Here is a 14,953-nt window from a genome sequence, read left to right on the forward strand (position 1 = left end):
TCCAAAACTATAGCATATCGTCATACGGACAAAAGTATAATGGTATAAAAATGTATTTGCAATATATAGCTTCGCCTATTGTGCAAACATCTTGTTAATAAAGGAGTGATTTCGTTGGTTCTTGGTCTTTTAACTTCTAAATTTCATCACGAGCAAATGTATTACACCGAAATCGCTAAGCGAGCTCGTCTGTATCATAACGTCGTTGCTCAATTCACACCGTTTAGCATTGATTCAAAGACAGATCTTGTTTCTGGTCTTATTTATGATACAGATACAGGAAATTGGATAGATCAAACCTTTCCCATTCCTTCATACATATATGATCGCTGTCATTTCAAAGAAGATACAGAATTCCACGAAGCAAAATCGATTATTCATTCATTACGCAAACGTTCCTCGACTACTTTTTTAAATAACACACTTATTAATCCAAGTGATTTACACAATCTTTTTCTTACTAACAAACGTCTTTCCCCTTACATTCCAAAAATTAAAAAAGGAACGGTACAAGGAATTTTCAAATTACTACTAGAAACAAGAGATATTATTATAAGACCAATCAATATACATTCTAATGAAAATTTATATCGAGTCACTTACAAACATAAAACATTTCATGTCGATACAATAAATGAACAGCATCGTACTTCTACTCAATTCAAACGGACAGATGACTTTATATCATGGTGCCAATCGAACATACACTCATCCCGTTATATGATTCATCCAATGTTACATGCTCCAAATCAACTATCATATCCGATTCATATTCGAACCATTATGCAAAAAAATAAAGAACAGAACTGGGTAGTGCTCGGTCAATTCATACAAAAAGCTTCATTCCCAGCACAATTTTTACTTCCCGTAACAGAGCGTTCCATGATACATCCATTTTCCAAAATTAAATATTTGCTTTCTTCAACTGGTGTTCAATTATTGAAAGATGCTTTGCATGATGTTGTAAATGAAGTGTTCAAAACACTCGATCAGTCCTATTCGTCATTATTTGAATTAGAGCTTTCTACCATTATGGATCAAAAAGGTGCCATTTGGCTTATGTACGTTAATACGATGCCTTCTTACGAAGTTTATACTAGGTACAACGACGAACTGGCTGAACAAATTTTTCATGGTCCATTAAAATTTAGCCGATTTACACCATAACGAAAGGAGGAGCCCCCCGTTGAAAGAACACATATATACATTAAGTATTTCAGATGAGCATCCAAATAGTATTACTTTACCTTACGTTTTTTCTATTACACCGCCAATTACATCCCTTTCCTTTGGCTTACGTTATATTGCATGTGAGAATATTAAAATTCACTATTCATTCACGCGAGAAATCATTATTGGCGAACAAATTGCAGCCAATCTTTTACTACCGCATTCAGCAACAATCCATGCCTTCTTACACAATCAAACCATTGTTTTCGGCCCATTAATCGGGATTTTCACAACTGGCTTTAACGATGATTCTAATTCTCCTTTAGGGAGTCGTTCCATCTCTCTCGGTGAGTTATTAACACCACCATTCACATTGCAGCCATTTGTATTTGTCTTTGGCCTTCAACATATAAACTGGGCAGAGGAAACAATTGAAGGGTACTTCTTTCAAGATAGCAAATGGGTAAAAAACAAAGTCCCTTTACCAAATGTCATTTACGACCGTTTACCAAATCGCCAAGCAGAAAATTACAAACCTATCATAAGAGCAAAAAAACGATTAGAAAGCGACTATGCGATTCCATGGTTTAATCCAGGGTTTTTCAACAAATGGGAAGTGCATCGCCTTCTAATGAAAGAAGATTCAATGAAACCATTCTTACCAAAAACAGAAGCATTTCAACATTTTGAACAAGTAGAACGACTTCTCGGTACGTATAAGTACATTTATATGAAGCCGATACATGGTAGCTTCGGAAGAAACATTCATCAAATACTCTATTCTCAAACTGAAAATCGCTACTATTGTCGTTATCGTGAAAATGAACAAAATAAACTAAGAAAGTATCAATCATTAGAAGCACTTCTTAACCATGTGTTAAAAGGACATGATTTAAAAAAATTTATCGTACAACAAGGTATCTCACTGCTCCGCTTTGAAGGGCAACCCGTCGATTTTCGCATTCATACAAATAAAAACCATTTTGGTAATTGGGTAGTCAGTGCAATCGTCGCAAAAATCGCCGGTAAAGGTAGCTTAACAACTCATGTAAATAGCGGCGGTGATACGAAATTACTTCAGGAACTATTTCCCGATTCAACAAAGCAGGTTCAAATTGAAAATAAACTAAAACAAACAGCCTTACAAATCAGCTATGCACTTGATCGACAAGTAACTGGGAACATTGGAGAGATTGGTTTCGATATCGGTTTAGATACAGCGGAAAATCCGTGGTTATTTGAGGCAAATTCTAAACCAGGGCGAACTGTATTCCAAGATGAAAAGTTAAAAGAACAAAGCGAGCTTACGCGCCAATTATTTTATGAATATGCCATCTATTTAACTGAACATTCTTTGCGCGATTCGAAAGAAAAAGTATCTCAAATACAATCAAACCCTGCACCTAACACTGAAAATATCCCATCCCCTATGATTAACTCACAAATAAAAAAACAAAAACTTCCACCTCATTCATAAGGTGGAAGTTTTCTATTTATCCCGCTATTTGTGGGCAGTAAAACCCCCACCTCAAAATTCGGCTGGAGCAAAGAAGTTAAGCGGAAATCCTGCTGCCCGTAAACGCCCGATTGGTACGGGCTAATAATCAGTGGGGGATGAACACTCCCCACTGATTAAAGTTTCACTTTATACAAACTTCACTACAACTTCCATTTCCACATTACATACTCCGCAATAAAAAATATGATTGCAATATTCATTTGAATTATTATGTGTTAAACCATCTACCGCACTTAATAATTCCTGATCCATATACGCACTGTAATCATCTATGTAATCTACAGCTTTCCCATAATCTTGGAGTATTCCTTGGCAATTTTGACAAGAATATGTTTGTGATTCTAATGCATTGCAAAGCGGGCAAATTCCCATCGTGATTCCTCCATATGTTTTTTAGATTCTAGCCGTGCATAGGAGCGGTCAGTCAGTACCTTTTCCTGCCCCATCCCGGATTAAAACAGAACTATGAAGCTGATACCAATGTAATTTTTATTTTACTAAGCTGTAAGCACAGCTGATTATATATAGAATTTAAACGCAGATGATTTCGCTCTTAGTTTAGCCTTCTTTCTTAAAAATACAACGATTACTCTTATTTCATAATTTACAAAATAGCGAAGATTTTTTTACAAAATTTACAAATTATTATTTTGTATATCTTTCTAGGTAACATCCATACTATGAGTACAAACTTAATTACCGATGGATTAGCGCCAAACGGGGCGATAATCTGGTTCAAATCCAGCTAGTCCAACCAAAAAAAATTTTATAACTCTAAGGAGGATATATTCCTATGGCAAACCAAAGTTCTTACAATCAATTAGTAGTACCAGGAGCAACAGCTGCAATCGATCAAATGAAGTACGAAATCGCTCAAGAATTTGGTGTACAATTAGGAGCAGATTCTACGGCTCGTGCTAACGGTTCTGTTGGTGGAGAAATTACAAAACGTTTAGTTGCAATGGCTGAGCAAAGCCTTGGCGGATTCCAAAAATAAATATATATGGCAAAAAGGTCTCAAGGCATATGCCTTGAGACCTTCCTTAATTTATTGCAACATTTGTAAAAACTTCTTCGTTCGTTCTTCTTTTGGATTTGTAAATACATCTTCCGGTGTACCTTGTTCGACAACGACACCGCCATCCATGAAAATAACACGGTTCGCAATTTGATGAGCAAAGCGCATTTCATGCGTTACAATGACCATCGTCATTCCTTCTTTAGCAAGTTCTTTCATAACCTTTAAAACTTCTTGAACTAGTTCAGGATCAAGTGCTGATGTTGGTTCATCAAATAGTAACACTTCCGGCTCCATCGCAAGCGCACGAGCGATTCCAACGCGCTGTTGTTGTCCGCCTGATAATTGGAACGGATATAAATCCACTTTATCTGCTAAACCAACTTTTTCAAGGAAGTAGTTTGCTTTTTTCTTCGCTTCTTCTTTCCCCATCTTTTTCACTGTAATGAGCCCTTCCATTACATTTTGAAGTGCTGTTAAATGCGGGAATAAGTTATGATTTTGGAACACCATTCCTGTTTGTGTACGAAGATTTACAATATCTTTCTTCGATACTTTTTGAGCGAAATCAAGCTCTTTATTGCCGATACGAATGCTACCAGCGTTCGGCGTTTCTAACACGTTGAGGCAACGTAAGAACGTTGTTTTACCAGATCCAGATGGCCCGATAATAACAACCACTTCGCCCTTCTCAACTGATAAATCTATATGCTTTAGTACGGTATTATCTCCGAAACTTTTTTGTAAATGTTGAATTGAAATCATAAAAACAAAAACTCCTTTTATGAAAGGGTTATTTTAGAGTATAACGTTCTGAACGTTTTTCTAATATTTGTTGCACGATAGATAATAAGAAGCAAATTACCCAATAAATTAGACCTGCTTCGAAATAAACAATTAAAAACTCATAGTTCATTGCCGCAATTTCCTGCGCTTTTCGGAACATTTCTGTTACTAAAATTAACGATGCTAATGAAGTATCCTTCACTAAGCTAATAAATGTATTCGAAAGCGGCGGAATTGATACACGCGTTGCTTGCGGTAAAATAACACGTTTTAATGCTTGTGGATATGTCATCCCAATTGTGTAAGCTGCTTCCCACTGTCCTTTCGGAATTGAAAGAATAGAAGCACGAATAATTTCAGATGCATATGCACCAACATTTAATGAAAAACCAATAATTGCTGCTGTATATGGCTCAACCTCAATATTAAGAGTTGGAAGACCATAGAAAATAATAAATAACTGTACAAGAAGTGGCGTTCCGCGAATGATAGATACATAGATACGAGCAATCCATTGTAAAATACGACTACCTGAAATACGAGCGAGCGCTGTTAGCGTCGCAAGTATAATACCGATAATAAATGTAATAAGCGTTAATGGAATTGTCGTAAATACAGCTTCCTTCAGCATAGGCATGAAGGAAGACTGCATAATATCTATCCAAGTAGACAGTCGATCTGAGACCTCTACACTACTTAGAAACATTTTCACCGAACCATTTTTTCGTTATTTTGTCATACGTACCGTCTTTTTTCATATCTTCTAACGCTTTATCTACTTCTTGTACAAGCTTATCGCTACCTTTACGGAATAAGAATCCACTTTGTGAAGCTTCTTTTTCTGTATCTACAATTTTAATTTTTGCATCTTTTTTCGTTTCTAAATAATTTAATACTGATAACTTATCATTAATTGTAAAATCAACGCGTCCTGAAGCTAATAATTCTGCCGCTTGGCTAAATCCTTCTACACCTTCGATTTCTGCACCGTTTTTCTTAGCAATATCTGCATAGTTACTCGTTAAAGATTGTGCTCCTTTTAACCCTTTTACATCAGCAAATGTAGCAGGCTTATCTTTATCTTTTGCGATAACTAATGCCGCTGAAGATGAAATGTATGGTTTAGAGAAATCGTATTTCTTTTGACGATCTTCACGAATACCAACTTCGTTTGCAACCATATCGAAACGTTTTGCGTCTAAACCAGCAAGTAAGCTATCCCATTGTGTTTCTTTAAATACAGGTTTTACACCTAAACGTTTTGCAACTTCTTCCGATAGTTCAACGTCAAATCCAGTTAATTTATTGCTTGAATCGTGGAACGTAAATGGTGGATATGTACCTTCTGTACCAATTACAAGTTCACCGCTTTGTTTAATCTTTTGTAACGCGTTTTGACTAGCTGTATCTTTTTTCTCTTCTTTACCGCAGCCGGCTACAATCCCGATCGCTAATGTAGTTACTGCAAGCACTGAAAATAATTTTTTCATGATGGTAATCCTCCAAGTATTCTGATAGGAATTTAAAAACTATATTGATTGTATGCAATCTTGAGCAATTTTTCAATGAAAATGTTCTTATTTAGTTTATCCTTTTTCTTCATAATCAAACAAAAGGGAAAAATAACGCTACATACAAAAAATAAGTAACATTTTTTAATATAGCATTTATTGTAGGAAAGGTAAAATAATACTTCTTATTATGTACCTTTATCGCCGACATTTTGCCAACAAAAAAGAACTTGCAACAATCGCAAGTTCTTCCCTGTATTAAGCGCTCTGGTTTCCTTCCATTTGCGTTTTGTACATATCGTAATAACGTCCGCGCTTTTTCATTAACTCATCATGAGAGCCTTTTTCTAAAATGGTTCCTCTATCAAGCACAATAATTTGATCTGCGCTTTTAATTGTTGAAAGTCGGTGAGCGATAATAAACGTCGTTCTTCCTTTTTTCACAACTTCTAGTGCTTGTTGAATCATCGCCTCTGTTTCTGTATCAATACTAGACGTTGCTTCATCTAAGATTAAAATCGCCGGATCAAAAGCAAGCGCCCTAGCAAACGATATAAGTTGTCGTTCTCCGGTTGAAAGTGTACTCCCTTTCTCCGTAATTTCTTCATCTATATTGTTTGCAAACCTTTCAGCACCAACGTCACGTAACGCCTTTACGATGCGATCTGTTGAAATTTTTTCATTCTCTAAGCTAACATTGGATGCCACTGTCCCGCTAAATAGAAACGGATCTTGTAGTACAATTCCCATATGTTCACGAGTTGCTTGTTTCGGCATCTCTGTTACATCGTGACCATCAATCGTAAGCTTTCCTTTTTGAAATTCATAAAACTGAAAGAGCACATTCATAATGGAACTTTTTCCTGACCCAGTATGACCAACAAGTGCCACCGTCTCTCCTTGTTTCGCTTCGAAAGAAATATTTTTTAACACTTCATCTTTTCCATTGTAAGAAAACGAAACATTTTCAAATTTCACATTTCCGTTTAAGCGAGGCATACGATCTTCTTCCACTGCCTCTCCCTTTTCCTCTAGCAATTCGAAGACACGCTCTGATGCAACGCGCGATTGTTCTAAGTTAGCAAGCTGATTTACCATATTTGTAATTGGTGAGAACAATCTCGTTAAATAATCAACGAACGCATACAGTATCCCTAGAGAAATGATGCCCGAAGCACTTAATGAAGCTCCCCCGAAATACCAAATCACACCCGTGAAAGCGATATTTCGTAATACAGACACTAAGTTATGCGAAGTTGCTGCATTTAAATTTAAAATTTTATTTTGATACTTAAAATAATCGCCATTTAATTCTTCAAACTCTTTTTTCGTTTCACGTTCTTGACGGAACGTTTGAATAATCGGCATCCCTTGAATTGATTCATTCACTGTACCGTTAATATCGGATAAACGTGAACGCATTTTATGATTGTATACAGATGCATACTTTCTATATAAAATCGCCCAAACAATTAAAATCGGGATAATTAATAAACAGAACGACGCAAGTTTCACATCGAGTAAAAATAGCGCAGCAAATATCCCGATAATATAAATGATACTGGAGACAAATGTCGCAAGTACTGTTACGTATAAATCCCGAATGGCCTCTGTATCATTCGTTACACGCGAAACGATTTTCCCTGCTGGTAAATGATCAAAGTACCTGATCGGTAACGTTTGAATATGAGAGAAGACATCTTCCCTCATAATTTGAATAATTTTGTTCGCTGCCTTCTGTAAGAAAAACTGCTTTCCATATGCAAATAATGACACAATTACTAATAGAGCAAAATAGCCTCCACCAAGTAATAGTAAGGGGTTTATTTCTGGCTTATAAAACGCAAACACTTCTTCCTTCGTTAATGCTTTCGCTTTATACACTTGCACCGCCTTACCATTTTGAACGGTAATCATATCATCTTTTACAGAACGTGACCCTTCAATATTCACTTTATTTGGTACAAAGTAATATTGAAAACCGACTTGCATCACGCGTACTTCTTTTCCTTTTTTCTCACCTTGTTCAAAGCGATCACTTCGCTTATAATAGGCGCCATTATATGAAACAGCATCTTCACTCTTTTCTGTCTCATACCAAGATTTCTCTATCGCAACGATATGATCGTCAATCATCGTTTTAGCGACGAACGGACCGGCAAGCTCTGCGATAACGAAAATAAATAACATCGCCATCGCTGCAAAAATCGTCCCTTTTACTTTCATCGCATATTGAAACAATCGTTTTGAAACACTCATATTTTCACCCCACTATCCGTACTTTCATTTTCACCTTGTTGTCTTTCAAACTGCTCAGCATACCAGCCTCCGTTTCGAAGAAGCTGGTCATGCGTGCCTTCTTCCATGACTTCGCCGTCATCCATAACGAGAATCCAATCTGCATGTTGTACTGCAGATAAACGGTGCGTCGTAATAATCGTCGTCTTTCCGCTTCTTTCCGTTCTTATATTTTCAATGATCGCCGCTTCCGTACGAGCATCGACAGCTGATAACGAATCGTCCAAAATTAATATTTCTGGATTTTGAATAACCGCTCTCGCAATCGAAATCCTTTGCTTTTGCCCTCCTGATAACGAAACACCTTTCTCTCCAACGAGCGTTTCTAATCCTTCTGGCAAAAACTCTAAGTCTTTTGTAAACGCAGCAATTTCAATGGCTTTCTCGAGCTCTTCTTCAGTCGCTTCCCTGTTTCCGAATAAAATATTTTCCCTCGCTGTTTTTGAGAATAAAATGTGCTCCTGAGGTACATATCCAATCCACCCGAGTACATTTTCACTCGTCATTTTATCTAATGTCACATCAGAAACTGCAATATCCCCTTCTCCAAGCGGATATTGACGAAGAAGCTGACGTACAAGCGTCGTTTTTCCGCTTCCTGTTTTTCCGACAACCCCTAGCGTTTCTCCTTGTTTTAATGTAAAAGAAACCTTTTTTAAATTTTCTTCAGCTGATGAAGGATATGAAAAAGAAACTTCATCAAACTGAATATAATCCGGCTCTTGTACAAGCTTTGGATTTTTCGGATTCTTTACATCTGGTTCATACGCTAACGTTTCATTCACACGGTCGAGCGACGCATTTCCTCTTTGCATAACATTAATTAATTCACCAATTGCAAACATTGGCCAAATCATCATCCCTAAATACACGTTAAAGGAAACAAGCTCACCAAGTGTCACCTTTGATTGGAATACAAGGTATGCACCGTACACTAAACCAATTAAATAACTAAGTCCGACAAGCATTTTCACAGTTGGTTGGAATAACGCATCGATTCTTGCTACCTTCATATTTTTTTCGTAGACGTCATCTCCTAAATGATGAAATCTTTCCTGATCTGCATTCTCTTGTACGTATGCACGAATCACGCGCACGCCAGCAATTGATTCAAGTACTTTATCATTCATATCACCGAACGCATCTTGCGCAACTGTAAATCTTTCATGCAATTTCTTTCCATATATATTCATCGCATATGCCATAATCGGAAGCGGTATAAGGGCCGCTAATGTAAGCTCCCAACTTATTGTAAATCCCATCATAAAAACGATTGTAAGCATATATAAACTAGAATCTACAAGCGTTAATATACCGAAACCAGCTGTCATAGCGATTGCTTTTAAATCGTTTGTTGCTCTCGCCATTAAATCGCCAGTACGATTTTTTTGATAAAACGTCGGTGTCATCTTGAGCAAATGCCCCATAAATTTCGAGCGCATCGTCTTCTCAAGTACGAACGCACCTCCAAACAATTGATGTTGCCAAACAAAAGTAAGGCCATATCCAACTATCGTAACTCCTATTAAAATAAGAATAGACTCCATAATTGCTGCATTCGTTAACGTTCCTGTTTTTATATTATCAATCGTAACCCCTAGTACTTTTGGGGGAATGACTTCAACTATATTTACAATTAAAAGCGCACCAATTGCGATACTATATCTCTTCCAATGCTCTTTAAAAAACCATCTTAACTTTAGTAATACTGAAAACAACGTAACCTCTCCCTTCTCGTTTTCGTTTAACCCTCATTTCTTTATCCGCTATCCAAACCCATCACATTTACATTTCGTAACCCATACAATCTCATCACATTTTTCCACCTTCCAAATTTCAGTTTTATAGTAACCATACAAAGTATGGAAACAAGCAAATTGGACAAAAAAAAGCATACCGTCGCTTGACGATATGCACAAAAATGCATAAAAGCGTACGTTACGATATACGCAACGTACGCTTCTCATAAGACAAAAAAGTCCTATATATCCGCACGGGTTGCGTAATAATATGAATGTTTTCCGCCGTTTAATACAGCTAAGCCCATTACATTTACGATTACAATCATTACGCACACCCCCTTCATTTATTTTCCATTTATAATCTTACAACTTTATTGAGTATTCTGTCAATTATTTTTTTCGTTTTAAAATAATCTTTTATCACAAAAAATGAAAGTGATGCATTCTACTTACAGTTTGAAATGAGGGAATGTTCTGCAAGAAAGGGCATACAAACTAAAAAAATAATAAGAAATCGTTTTCACAAATATTTCATTTGAAAAATATTATCAAACCCCCTACAATCACCTTATACTCACTCTTACAAGTTGCTATTTTAGGAGGACTAATCATGACAACTAGCAATACGTACAAATTTTATTTAAACGGAGAATGGAGAGAAAGCTCTTCAGGACAAACAATCGACATTCCATCTCCATACTTACACGAAGTAATTGGGCAAGTACAAGCAATTACTCGCGGAGAAGTAGATGAAGCAATTGCATCTGCAAAAGTAGCTCAAAAATCATGGGCTGAAGCTTCTCTACAAGATCGCGCAAAATTTTTATATAAATGGGCTGATGAGCTCGTAAATATGCAAGATGAAATTGCCGATATTATTATGAAAGAAGTCGGTAAAGGATATAAAGATGCGAAGAAAGAAGTTGTTCGTACAGCGGACTTCATTCGTTACACAATTGAAGAAGCTCTACATATGCACGGAGAAAGCATGATGGGCGATAGCTTCCCTGGCGGAACAAAATCAAAACTTGCGATTATCCAACGCGCACCACTTGGTGTTGTATTAGCAATCGCACCGTTTAACTACCCAGTAAACTTATCTGCTGCAAAACTTGCACCAGCATTAATTATGGGTAACGCTGTTATTTTCAAACCAGCAACTCAAGGTGCAATTAGCGGTATTAAAATGGTTGAAGCACTTCATAAAGCTGGCCTTCCAAAAGGTCTTGTAAATGTAGCTACAGGACGCGGTTCTGTAATTGGTGACTACTTAGTAGAACACGAAGGTATCAATATGGTATCGTTCACAGGTGGTACAAACACAGGTAAACACTTAGCGAAAAAAGCTTCAATGATTCCACTTGTATTAGAACTTGGTGGTAAAGACCCTGGTATCGTTCGTGAAGATGCTGACTTACAAGATGCTGCAAACCATATCGTAAGCGGTGCATTCTCTTACTCTGGTCAACGTTGTACAGCTATTAAACGTGTACTTGTACACGAAAACGTAGCGGACGAGCTTGTTGACTTAGTAAAAGCGCAAGTAGCTGAACTATCAGTTGGATCTCCAGAACAAGACAGCACAATCGTTCCATTAATCGACGATAAATCTGCTGACTTCGTTCAAGGTTTAGTTGATGATGCTGTAGAAAAAGGTGCAACGATCGTTATCGGTAACAAACGTGAGCGTAACTTAATTTACCCAACATTAATCGACCACGTAACAGAAGAAATGAAAGTTGCTTGGGAAGAGCCATTTGGCCCAATCCTTCCAATCATCCGTGTTTCTTCAGATGAGCAAGCAATTGAAATTGCTAACAAATCAGAGTTCGGCTTGCAAGCAAGTGTCTTCACAAAAGACATTAACAAAGCATTTGCAATTGCTAACAAAATCGAAACTGGTTCTGTTCAAATTAACGGACGCACAGAGCGCGGCCCTGACCACTTCCCATTCATCGGTGTAAAAGGTTCAGGTATGGGCGCACAAGGTATTCGTAAGAGCCTTGAGTCTATGACACGTGAAAAAGTAACTGTATTAAACTTAGTTTAATCTTATATGTAGAAGCTGATCTAGTTTTAGATCAGCTTCTTTTTATACAATTTAGTTCACGAGTTGTTTCTCCATAGGTAAATTCACATATTCTACAGAAATTTGATACCCTAGCCATCGCTCGGCAATATGTACAAATGATGAAACAGAGCCTGTTGTAAAAAATCGATGCTTCGGATTCAGATTGTCCGACAAAATTCCTTTGTGTTGTAAAATTGTGCTTAACTCTATCGCTGTTTCTTCTGCAGAACTAATAATCGTCACAGCCTCTCCTAACTCCTTTTTTATATAGGACTCTAAAAGTGGATAATGCGTACACCCAAGAATTAACGTATCTATATCTTCTTTCGTTAATGGCAGTAAAGCTTGTTTTACTTGCTGCGTTACATATGCTGTATCTTCTAAGTGATTTTCTACAACTGTAGCTAAAGTCGGGCACGCATGACTATGCACTTCCAAATATGTATCAAGTTCGTGTAATGCTTTTTCGTACATATTAGATTTTATCGTACCTACAGTTCCAATTACCCCGATTTTCCCTTTCTTTGTCACTTTAATTGCAGCTCTTGCTCCCGGATGTATAACACCAATAACTGGAATGGATAGTACTTCTTGCAAATCAGTCAATGCAGCAGCTGCACCAGTATTACATGCTACCACTAGAGCTTTTAATGAAAACTGCTTGAGGAACTCAACCATTTCAAATATGAAAGATTGTACCTCCTCTACACTTCTTGGCCCATACGGACAACGCTCATTATCACCAATATAGTAAATGCTCTCTTTAGGCAATTGTCTTATAATTTCACTCGCAACTGTTAATCCCCCAACTCCCGAGTCTAGTACACCTATTACTGAATTTTTATTACATGCAGACATATAATTCATCCCCTTCTCAATCTTCTAGCGCCAATAACATTTATTATATTATGAAAATTCGATATTACATAATAATCCCTCTCCCTTTTAATCACAAACTCTTCTCTATAATCTGATTATTGCTATATCCATTGACGTATAAAAATACATTTGTTACTCTTAAATACGTTAATTTAATATTTAAATCCTCATTCGTATCTCGGTGAGGTAGAGGTTGCAGTCATTAAGAGTATCATTTCAGGAGATGTAGTGGCATTGATGAAGAAATGAGAAAGGAATGATTGCCGAAGTAAGTCGTGTCCACCATGCACGCTTGCTGGGTCTGCATTTAATAAGTGCAGAACTGTCACAAACGTTTCCGTTTGTGGAGAGCTATCGAGAGGTATGTCGTGGGTTTCTTATAAGATAGAAAGCATGTAGCGGCAAATTACGTGCTTTTTTTGTTTTGTTTGGGACTTCTCTTCCTGACTTCGGAAGACATACATATCTCCTCGCTTGACTTGGTTATACTAACTTTGGAGGTATTTTCTATGCAACAAAAAAAATGGGGCTTTTGGGTACTAACAGCTTTCGTTGTCGGTAACATGGTTGGCGCTGGTATTTTCATGGTGCCAAGTACGTTGGCACAAACAGCAAGCCCACTCGGTGTCACTTTAGCTTGGTTAACAACAGGGTTTGGTGTTTTAATGCTAGCTCTTGTTTTCGGTAATTTAGCAATTCGTCGTCCTGATTTAACGACAGGACCACAAAGTCATGCATATGCTTTATTCTCAACACCAAAAAGAAAGAAAATGGCTGGTTTCAGCATGGTATGGGGATATTGGGTTGCAAACTGGGCAAGTAACGTTGCCATCATTACATCTTTCGCGGGATATTTATCACTCTTCTTCCCGATTATGAAAGATACGCGACTATTATTTTCAATCGGCTCGTTCGATATAGAAGTTGGAAAGCTCATTACATTTACTATTTGTTCCGTCTTACTTTGGGGAACTCATTTAATATTAACAAACGGTGTAAGCGGAGCTGGGAAACTAAACTTCTTAGCAACAACAACGAAAGTAACTGGATTCCTTCTATTCATTGTCGTTACGTTATTTGCGTTCGAAGCTTCAAAGTTTGGACAATGGTACACACCGATGATCGATAAAGAAGGCGTATCACACGGTCTCCTTTCACAAGTGAATTTAGCGGCTCTTACAACGCTTTGGGCATTTATCGGAATTGAATCAGCAGTTCTTTTATCAAATCGTGCTACTTCTCCAAAAACAGTAAAGCGTGCAACAGTTGCAGGGTTACTAATTACAGTTGCCATTTACCTAGGAATTACAATTTTAACAATGGGTGTACTTCACGTTGATAAATTACAAGCTTCGGAACGTCCATTAGCAGATGCATTAAACGCTGCAATGGGTCATGGCGGTGGGAAACTTATGGCATTACTTGCTCTTACTTCCCTATTCGGTTCCATCTTAGGCTGGATTTTATTAAGCTCAGAAGTACCTTATCAAGCAGCAAAAGAAGGTTTCTTCCCTTCCTTCTTCGCGAAAACAAATAAAAAAGGAAGTCCAATTCATTCACTACGATTAACAAACATTATGTCGCAAGTGTTCTTATTCTCAACATTATCAGGAACAATTGCAGAAGCTTATACATTCGTTATTACCGTATCAACACTGGCCTACCTCATTCCATATCTCGTCTCACCAATCTTCCAGTTAAAACTAGTCGCAACTGGTGAAACGTATAAAAATGAAATGCGGGCAAGAATTACAGATGGTATAGTCGCAGTGATCGCGCTTTGCTATGCGCTATGGGTTATTAAAACAGGCGCATCCGATATAAAAACGTTCCTTCTCGGAATCGGTTTATTCGTAATTGGCTTTGCCTTCTATCCATTAATGAATCGTGATCAGAAAAAAAATAACGAAAAGAAAAACGAGCAAGTTGCGTAACGCAATTTGCTCGTTTTTTGCTTAA

12 protein-coding genes and 1 riboswitch are annotated in these 14,953 nt (G+C 37.3%); of the genes, 5 read left to right on the forward strand and 7 right to left on the reverse strand.

Annotation, left to right across the window (positions count from 1 at the left end; translation table 11 throughout):
* The first annotated feature begins 114 nt into the window (after positions 1 to 114).
* Both JDS80_RS21995 and JDS80_RS22000 read left to right on the forward strand, forming a co-directional pair.
* A complete protein-coding gene (locus JDS80_RS21995) occupies positions 115 to 1,167 on the forward strand; it encodes a YheC/YheD family protein (protein ID WP_199639959.1) in 1,053 nt (350 codons plus the stop codon).
* Between the two features lie 19 nt (positions 1,168 to 1,186).
* Positions 1,187 to 2,647 carry a YheC/YheD family endospore coat-associated protein gene (locus JDS80_RS22000; RefSeq protein WP_199639960.1) on the forward strand — a complete coding sequence of 487 codons (1,461 nt, stop codon included), beginning with the start codon at positions 1,187 to 1,189 and terminating at the stop codon, positions 2,645 to 2,647.
* Positions 2,648 to 2,815: 168 nt separating this feature from the next.
* Here JDS80_RS22000 and JDS80_RS22005 read toward each other — a convergent pair whose 3' ends face one another.
* A complete protein-coding gene (locus tag JDS80_RS22005; RefSeq protein ID WP_071747861.1) occupies positions 2,816 to 3,061 on the reverse strand; it encodes a hypothetical protein in 246 nt (81 codons plus the stop codon).
* Positions 3,062 to 3,482: 421 nt separating this feature from the next.
* Here JDS80_RS22005 and sasP point away from each other — a divergent pair, with 421 nt between their 5' ends.
* A complete protein-coding gene (gene sasP / locus JDS80_RS22010; protein WP_000013349.1) occupies positions 3,483 to 3,686 on the forward strand; it encodes a small acid-soluble spore protein, SasP family in 204 nt (67 codons plus the stop codon).
* 51 nt (positions 3,687 to 3,737) lie between these two features.
* Here the strand turns inward: sasP and JDS80_RS22015 are convergent, their stop codons facing one another.
* The 5 genes from JDS80_RS22015 to JDS80_RS22035 all read right to left on the reverse strand — a co-directional run bounded on the left by JDS80_RS22015 (position 3,738) and on the right by JDS80_RS22035 (position 10,020).
* Positions 3,738 to 4,472: an amino acid ABC transporter ATP-binding protein gene (locus JDS80_RS22015; protein ID WP_199639961.1), complete on the reverse strand. Its 735-nt coding sequence runs from the start codon at positions 4,470 to 4,472 to the stop codon at positions 3,738 to 3,740.
* Positions 4,473 to 4,500: 28 nt separating this feature from the next.
* Positions 4,501 to 5,199 (reverse strand): amino acid ABC transporter permease, encoded by a 699-nt coding sequence (locus JDS80_RS22020; RefSeq protein WP_199639962.1) that lies wholly within the window; start codon positions 5,197 to 5,199, stop codon positions 4,501 to 4,503.
* Positions 5,186 to 5,983 carry an amino acid ABC transporter substrate-binding protein gene (locus JDS80_RS22025; protein ID WP_199639963.1) on the reverse strand — a complete coding sequence of 266 codons (798 nt, stop codon included), beginning with the start codon at positions 5,981 to 5,983 and terminating at the stop codon, positions 5,186 to 5,188. Before JDS80_RS22025 ends, JDS80_RS22020 begins: the two co-directional genes overlap by 14 nt.
* A 279-nt stretch (positions 5,984 to 6,262) precedes the next feature.
* Positions 6,263 to 8,263, reverse strand: coding sequence for an ABC transporter ATP-binding protein (locus tag JDS80_RS22030; RefSeq protein ID WP_199639964.1), 2,001 nt, complete (start codon positions 8,261 to 8,263; stop codon positions 6,263 to 6,265).
* Positions 8,260 to 10,020, reverse strand: a complete 1,761-nt coding sequence (locus JDS80_RS22035; RefSeq protein WP_071747857.1) for an ABC transporter ATP-binding protein — start codon at positions 10,018 to 10,020, stop codon at positions 8,260 to 8,262. Before JDS80_RS22035 ends, JDS80_RS22030 begins: the two co-directional genes overlap by 4 nt.
* A gap of 634 nt (positions 10,021 to 10,654) precedes the next feature.
* Here JDS80_RS22035 and gapN point away from each other — a divergent pair.
* Positions 10,655 to 12,094 carry an NADP-dependent glyceraldehyde-3-phosphate dehydrogenase gene (gene gapN / locus JDS80_RS22040; protein ID WP_098889068.1) on the forward strand — a complete coding sequence of 480 codons (1,440 nt, stop codon included), beginning with the start codon at positions 10,655 to 10,657 and terminating at the stop codon, positions 12,092 to 12,094.
* 51 nt (positions 12,095 to 12,145) lie between these two features.
* Here gapN and racE read toward each other — a convergent pair whose 3' ends face one another.
* Positions 12,146 to 12,973 carry a glutamate racemase gene (gene racE / locus JDS80_RS22045; protein ID WP_199639965.1) on the reverse strand — a complete coding sequence of 276 codons (828 nt, stop codon included), beginning with the start codon at positions 12,971 to 12,973 and terminating at the stop codon, positions 12,146 to 12,148.
* Between the two features lie 200 nt (positions 12,974 to 13,173).
* Positions 13,174 to 13,356: riboswitch (Lysine riboswitch) on the forward strand.
* A 147-nt stretch (positions 13,357 to 13,503) separates the two neighbouring features.
* On the opposite strand from racE, the gene JDS80_RS22050 reads away from it, so the two are divergent.
* A complete protein-coding gene (locus tag JDS80_RS22050) occupies positions 13,504 to 14,928 on the forward strand; it encodes an amino acid permease (RefSeq protein ID WP_071747854.1) in 1,425 nt (474 codons plus the stop codon).
* The last annotated feature ends 25 nt before the right edge of the window (positions 14,929 to 14,953 follow it).

The organism is Bacillus cereus group sp. N8 (assembly GCF_016483685.1).
GTDB lineage: Bacteria > Bacillota > Bacilli > Bacillales > Bacillaceae_G > Bacillus_A > Bacillus_A proteolyticus.

Excerpts from the sequence above, each read along its gene's own strand:
- JDS80_RS22005 (WP_071747861.1), bottom strand. The coding sequence starts at position 3,061 with ATGGGAATTTGCCCGCTTTGCAATGCATTAGAATCACAAACATATTCT.
- sasP (WP_000013349.1), top strand. The coding sequence starts at position 3,483 with ATGGCAAACCAAAGTTCTTACAATCAATTAGTAGTACCAGGAGCAACA.
- JDS80_RS22015 (WP_199639961.1), bottom strand. The coding sequence starts at position 4,472 with ATGATTTCAATTCAACATTTACAAAAAAGTTTCGGAGATAATACCGTA.
- JDS80_RS22020 (WP_199639962.1), bottom strand. The coding sequence starts at position 5,199 with ATGTTTCTAAGTAGTGTAGAGGTCTCAGATCGACTGTCTACTTGGATA.
- JDS80_RS22025 (WP_199639963.1), bottom strand. The coding sequence starts at position 5,983 with ATGAAAAAATTATTTTCAGTGCTTGCAGTAACTACATTAGCGATCGGG.
- JDS80_RS22030 (WP_199639964.1), bottom strand. The coding sequence starts at position 8,263 with ATGAGTGTTTCAAAACGATTGTTTCAATATGCGATGAAAGTAAAAGGG.
- gapN (WP_098889068.1), top strand. The coding sequence starts at position 10,655 with ATGACAACTAGCAATACGTACAAATTTTATTTAAACGGAGAATGGAGA.
- racE (WP_199639965.1), bottom strand. The coding sequence starts at position 12,973 with ATGTCTGCATGTAATAAAAATTCAGTAATAGGTGTACTAGACTCGGGA.
- JDS80_RS22050 (WP_071747854.1), top strand. The coding sequence starts at position 13,504 with ATGCAACAAAAAAAATGGGGCTTTTGGGTACTAACAGCTTTCGTTGTC.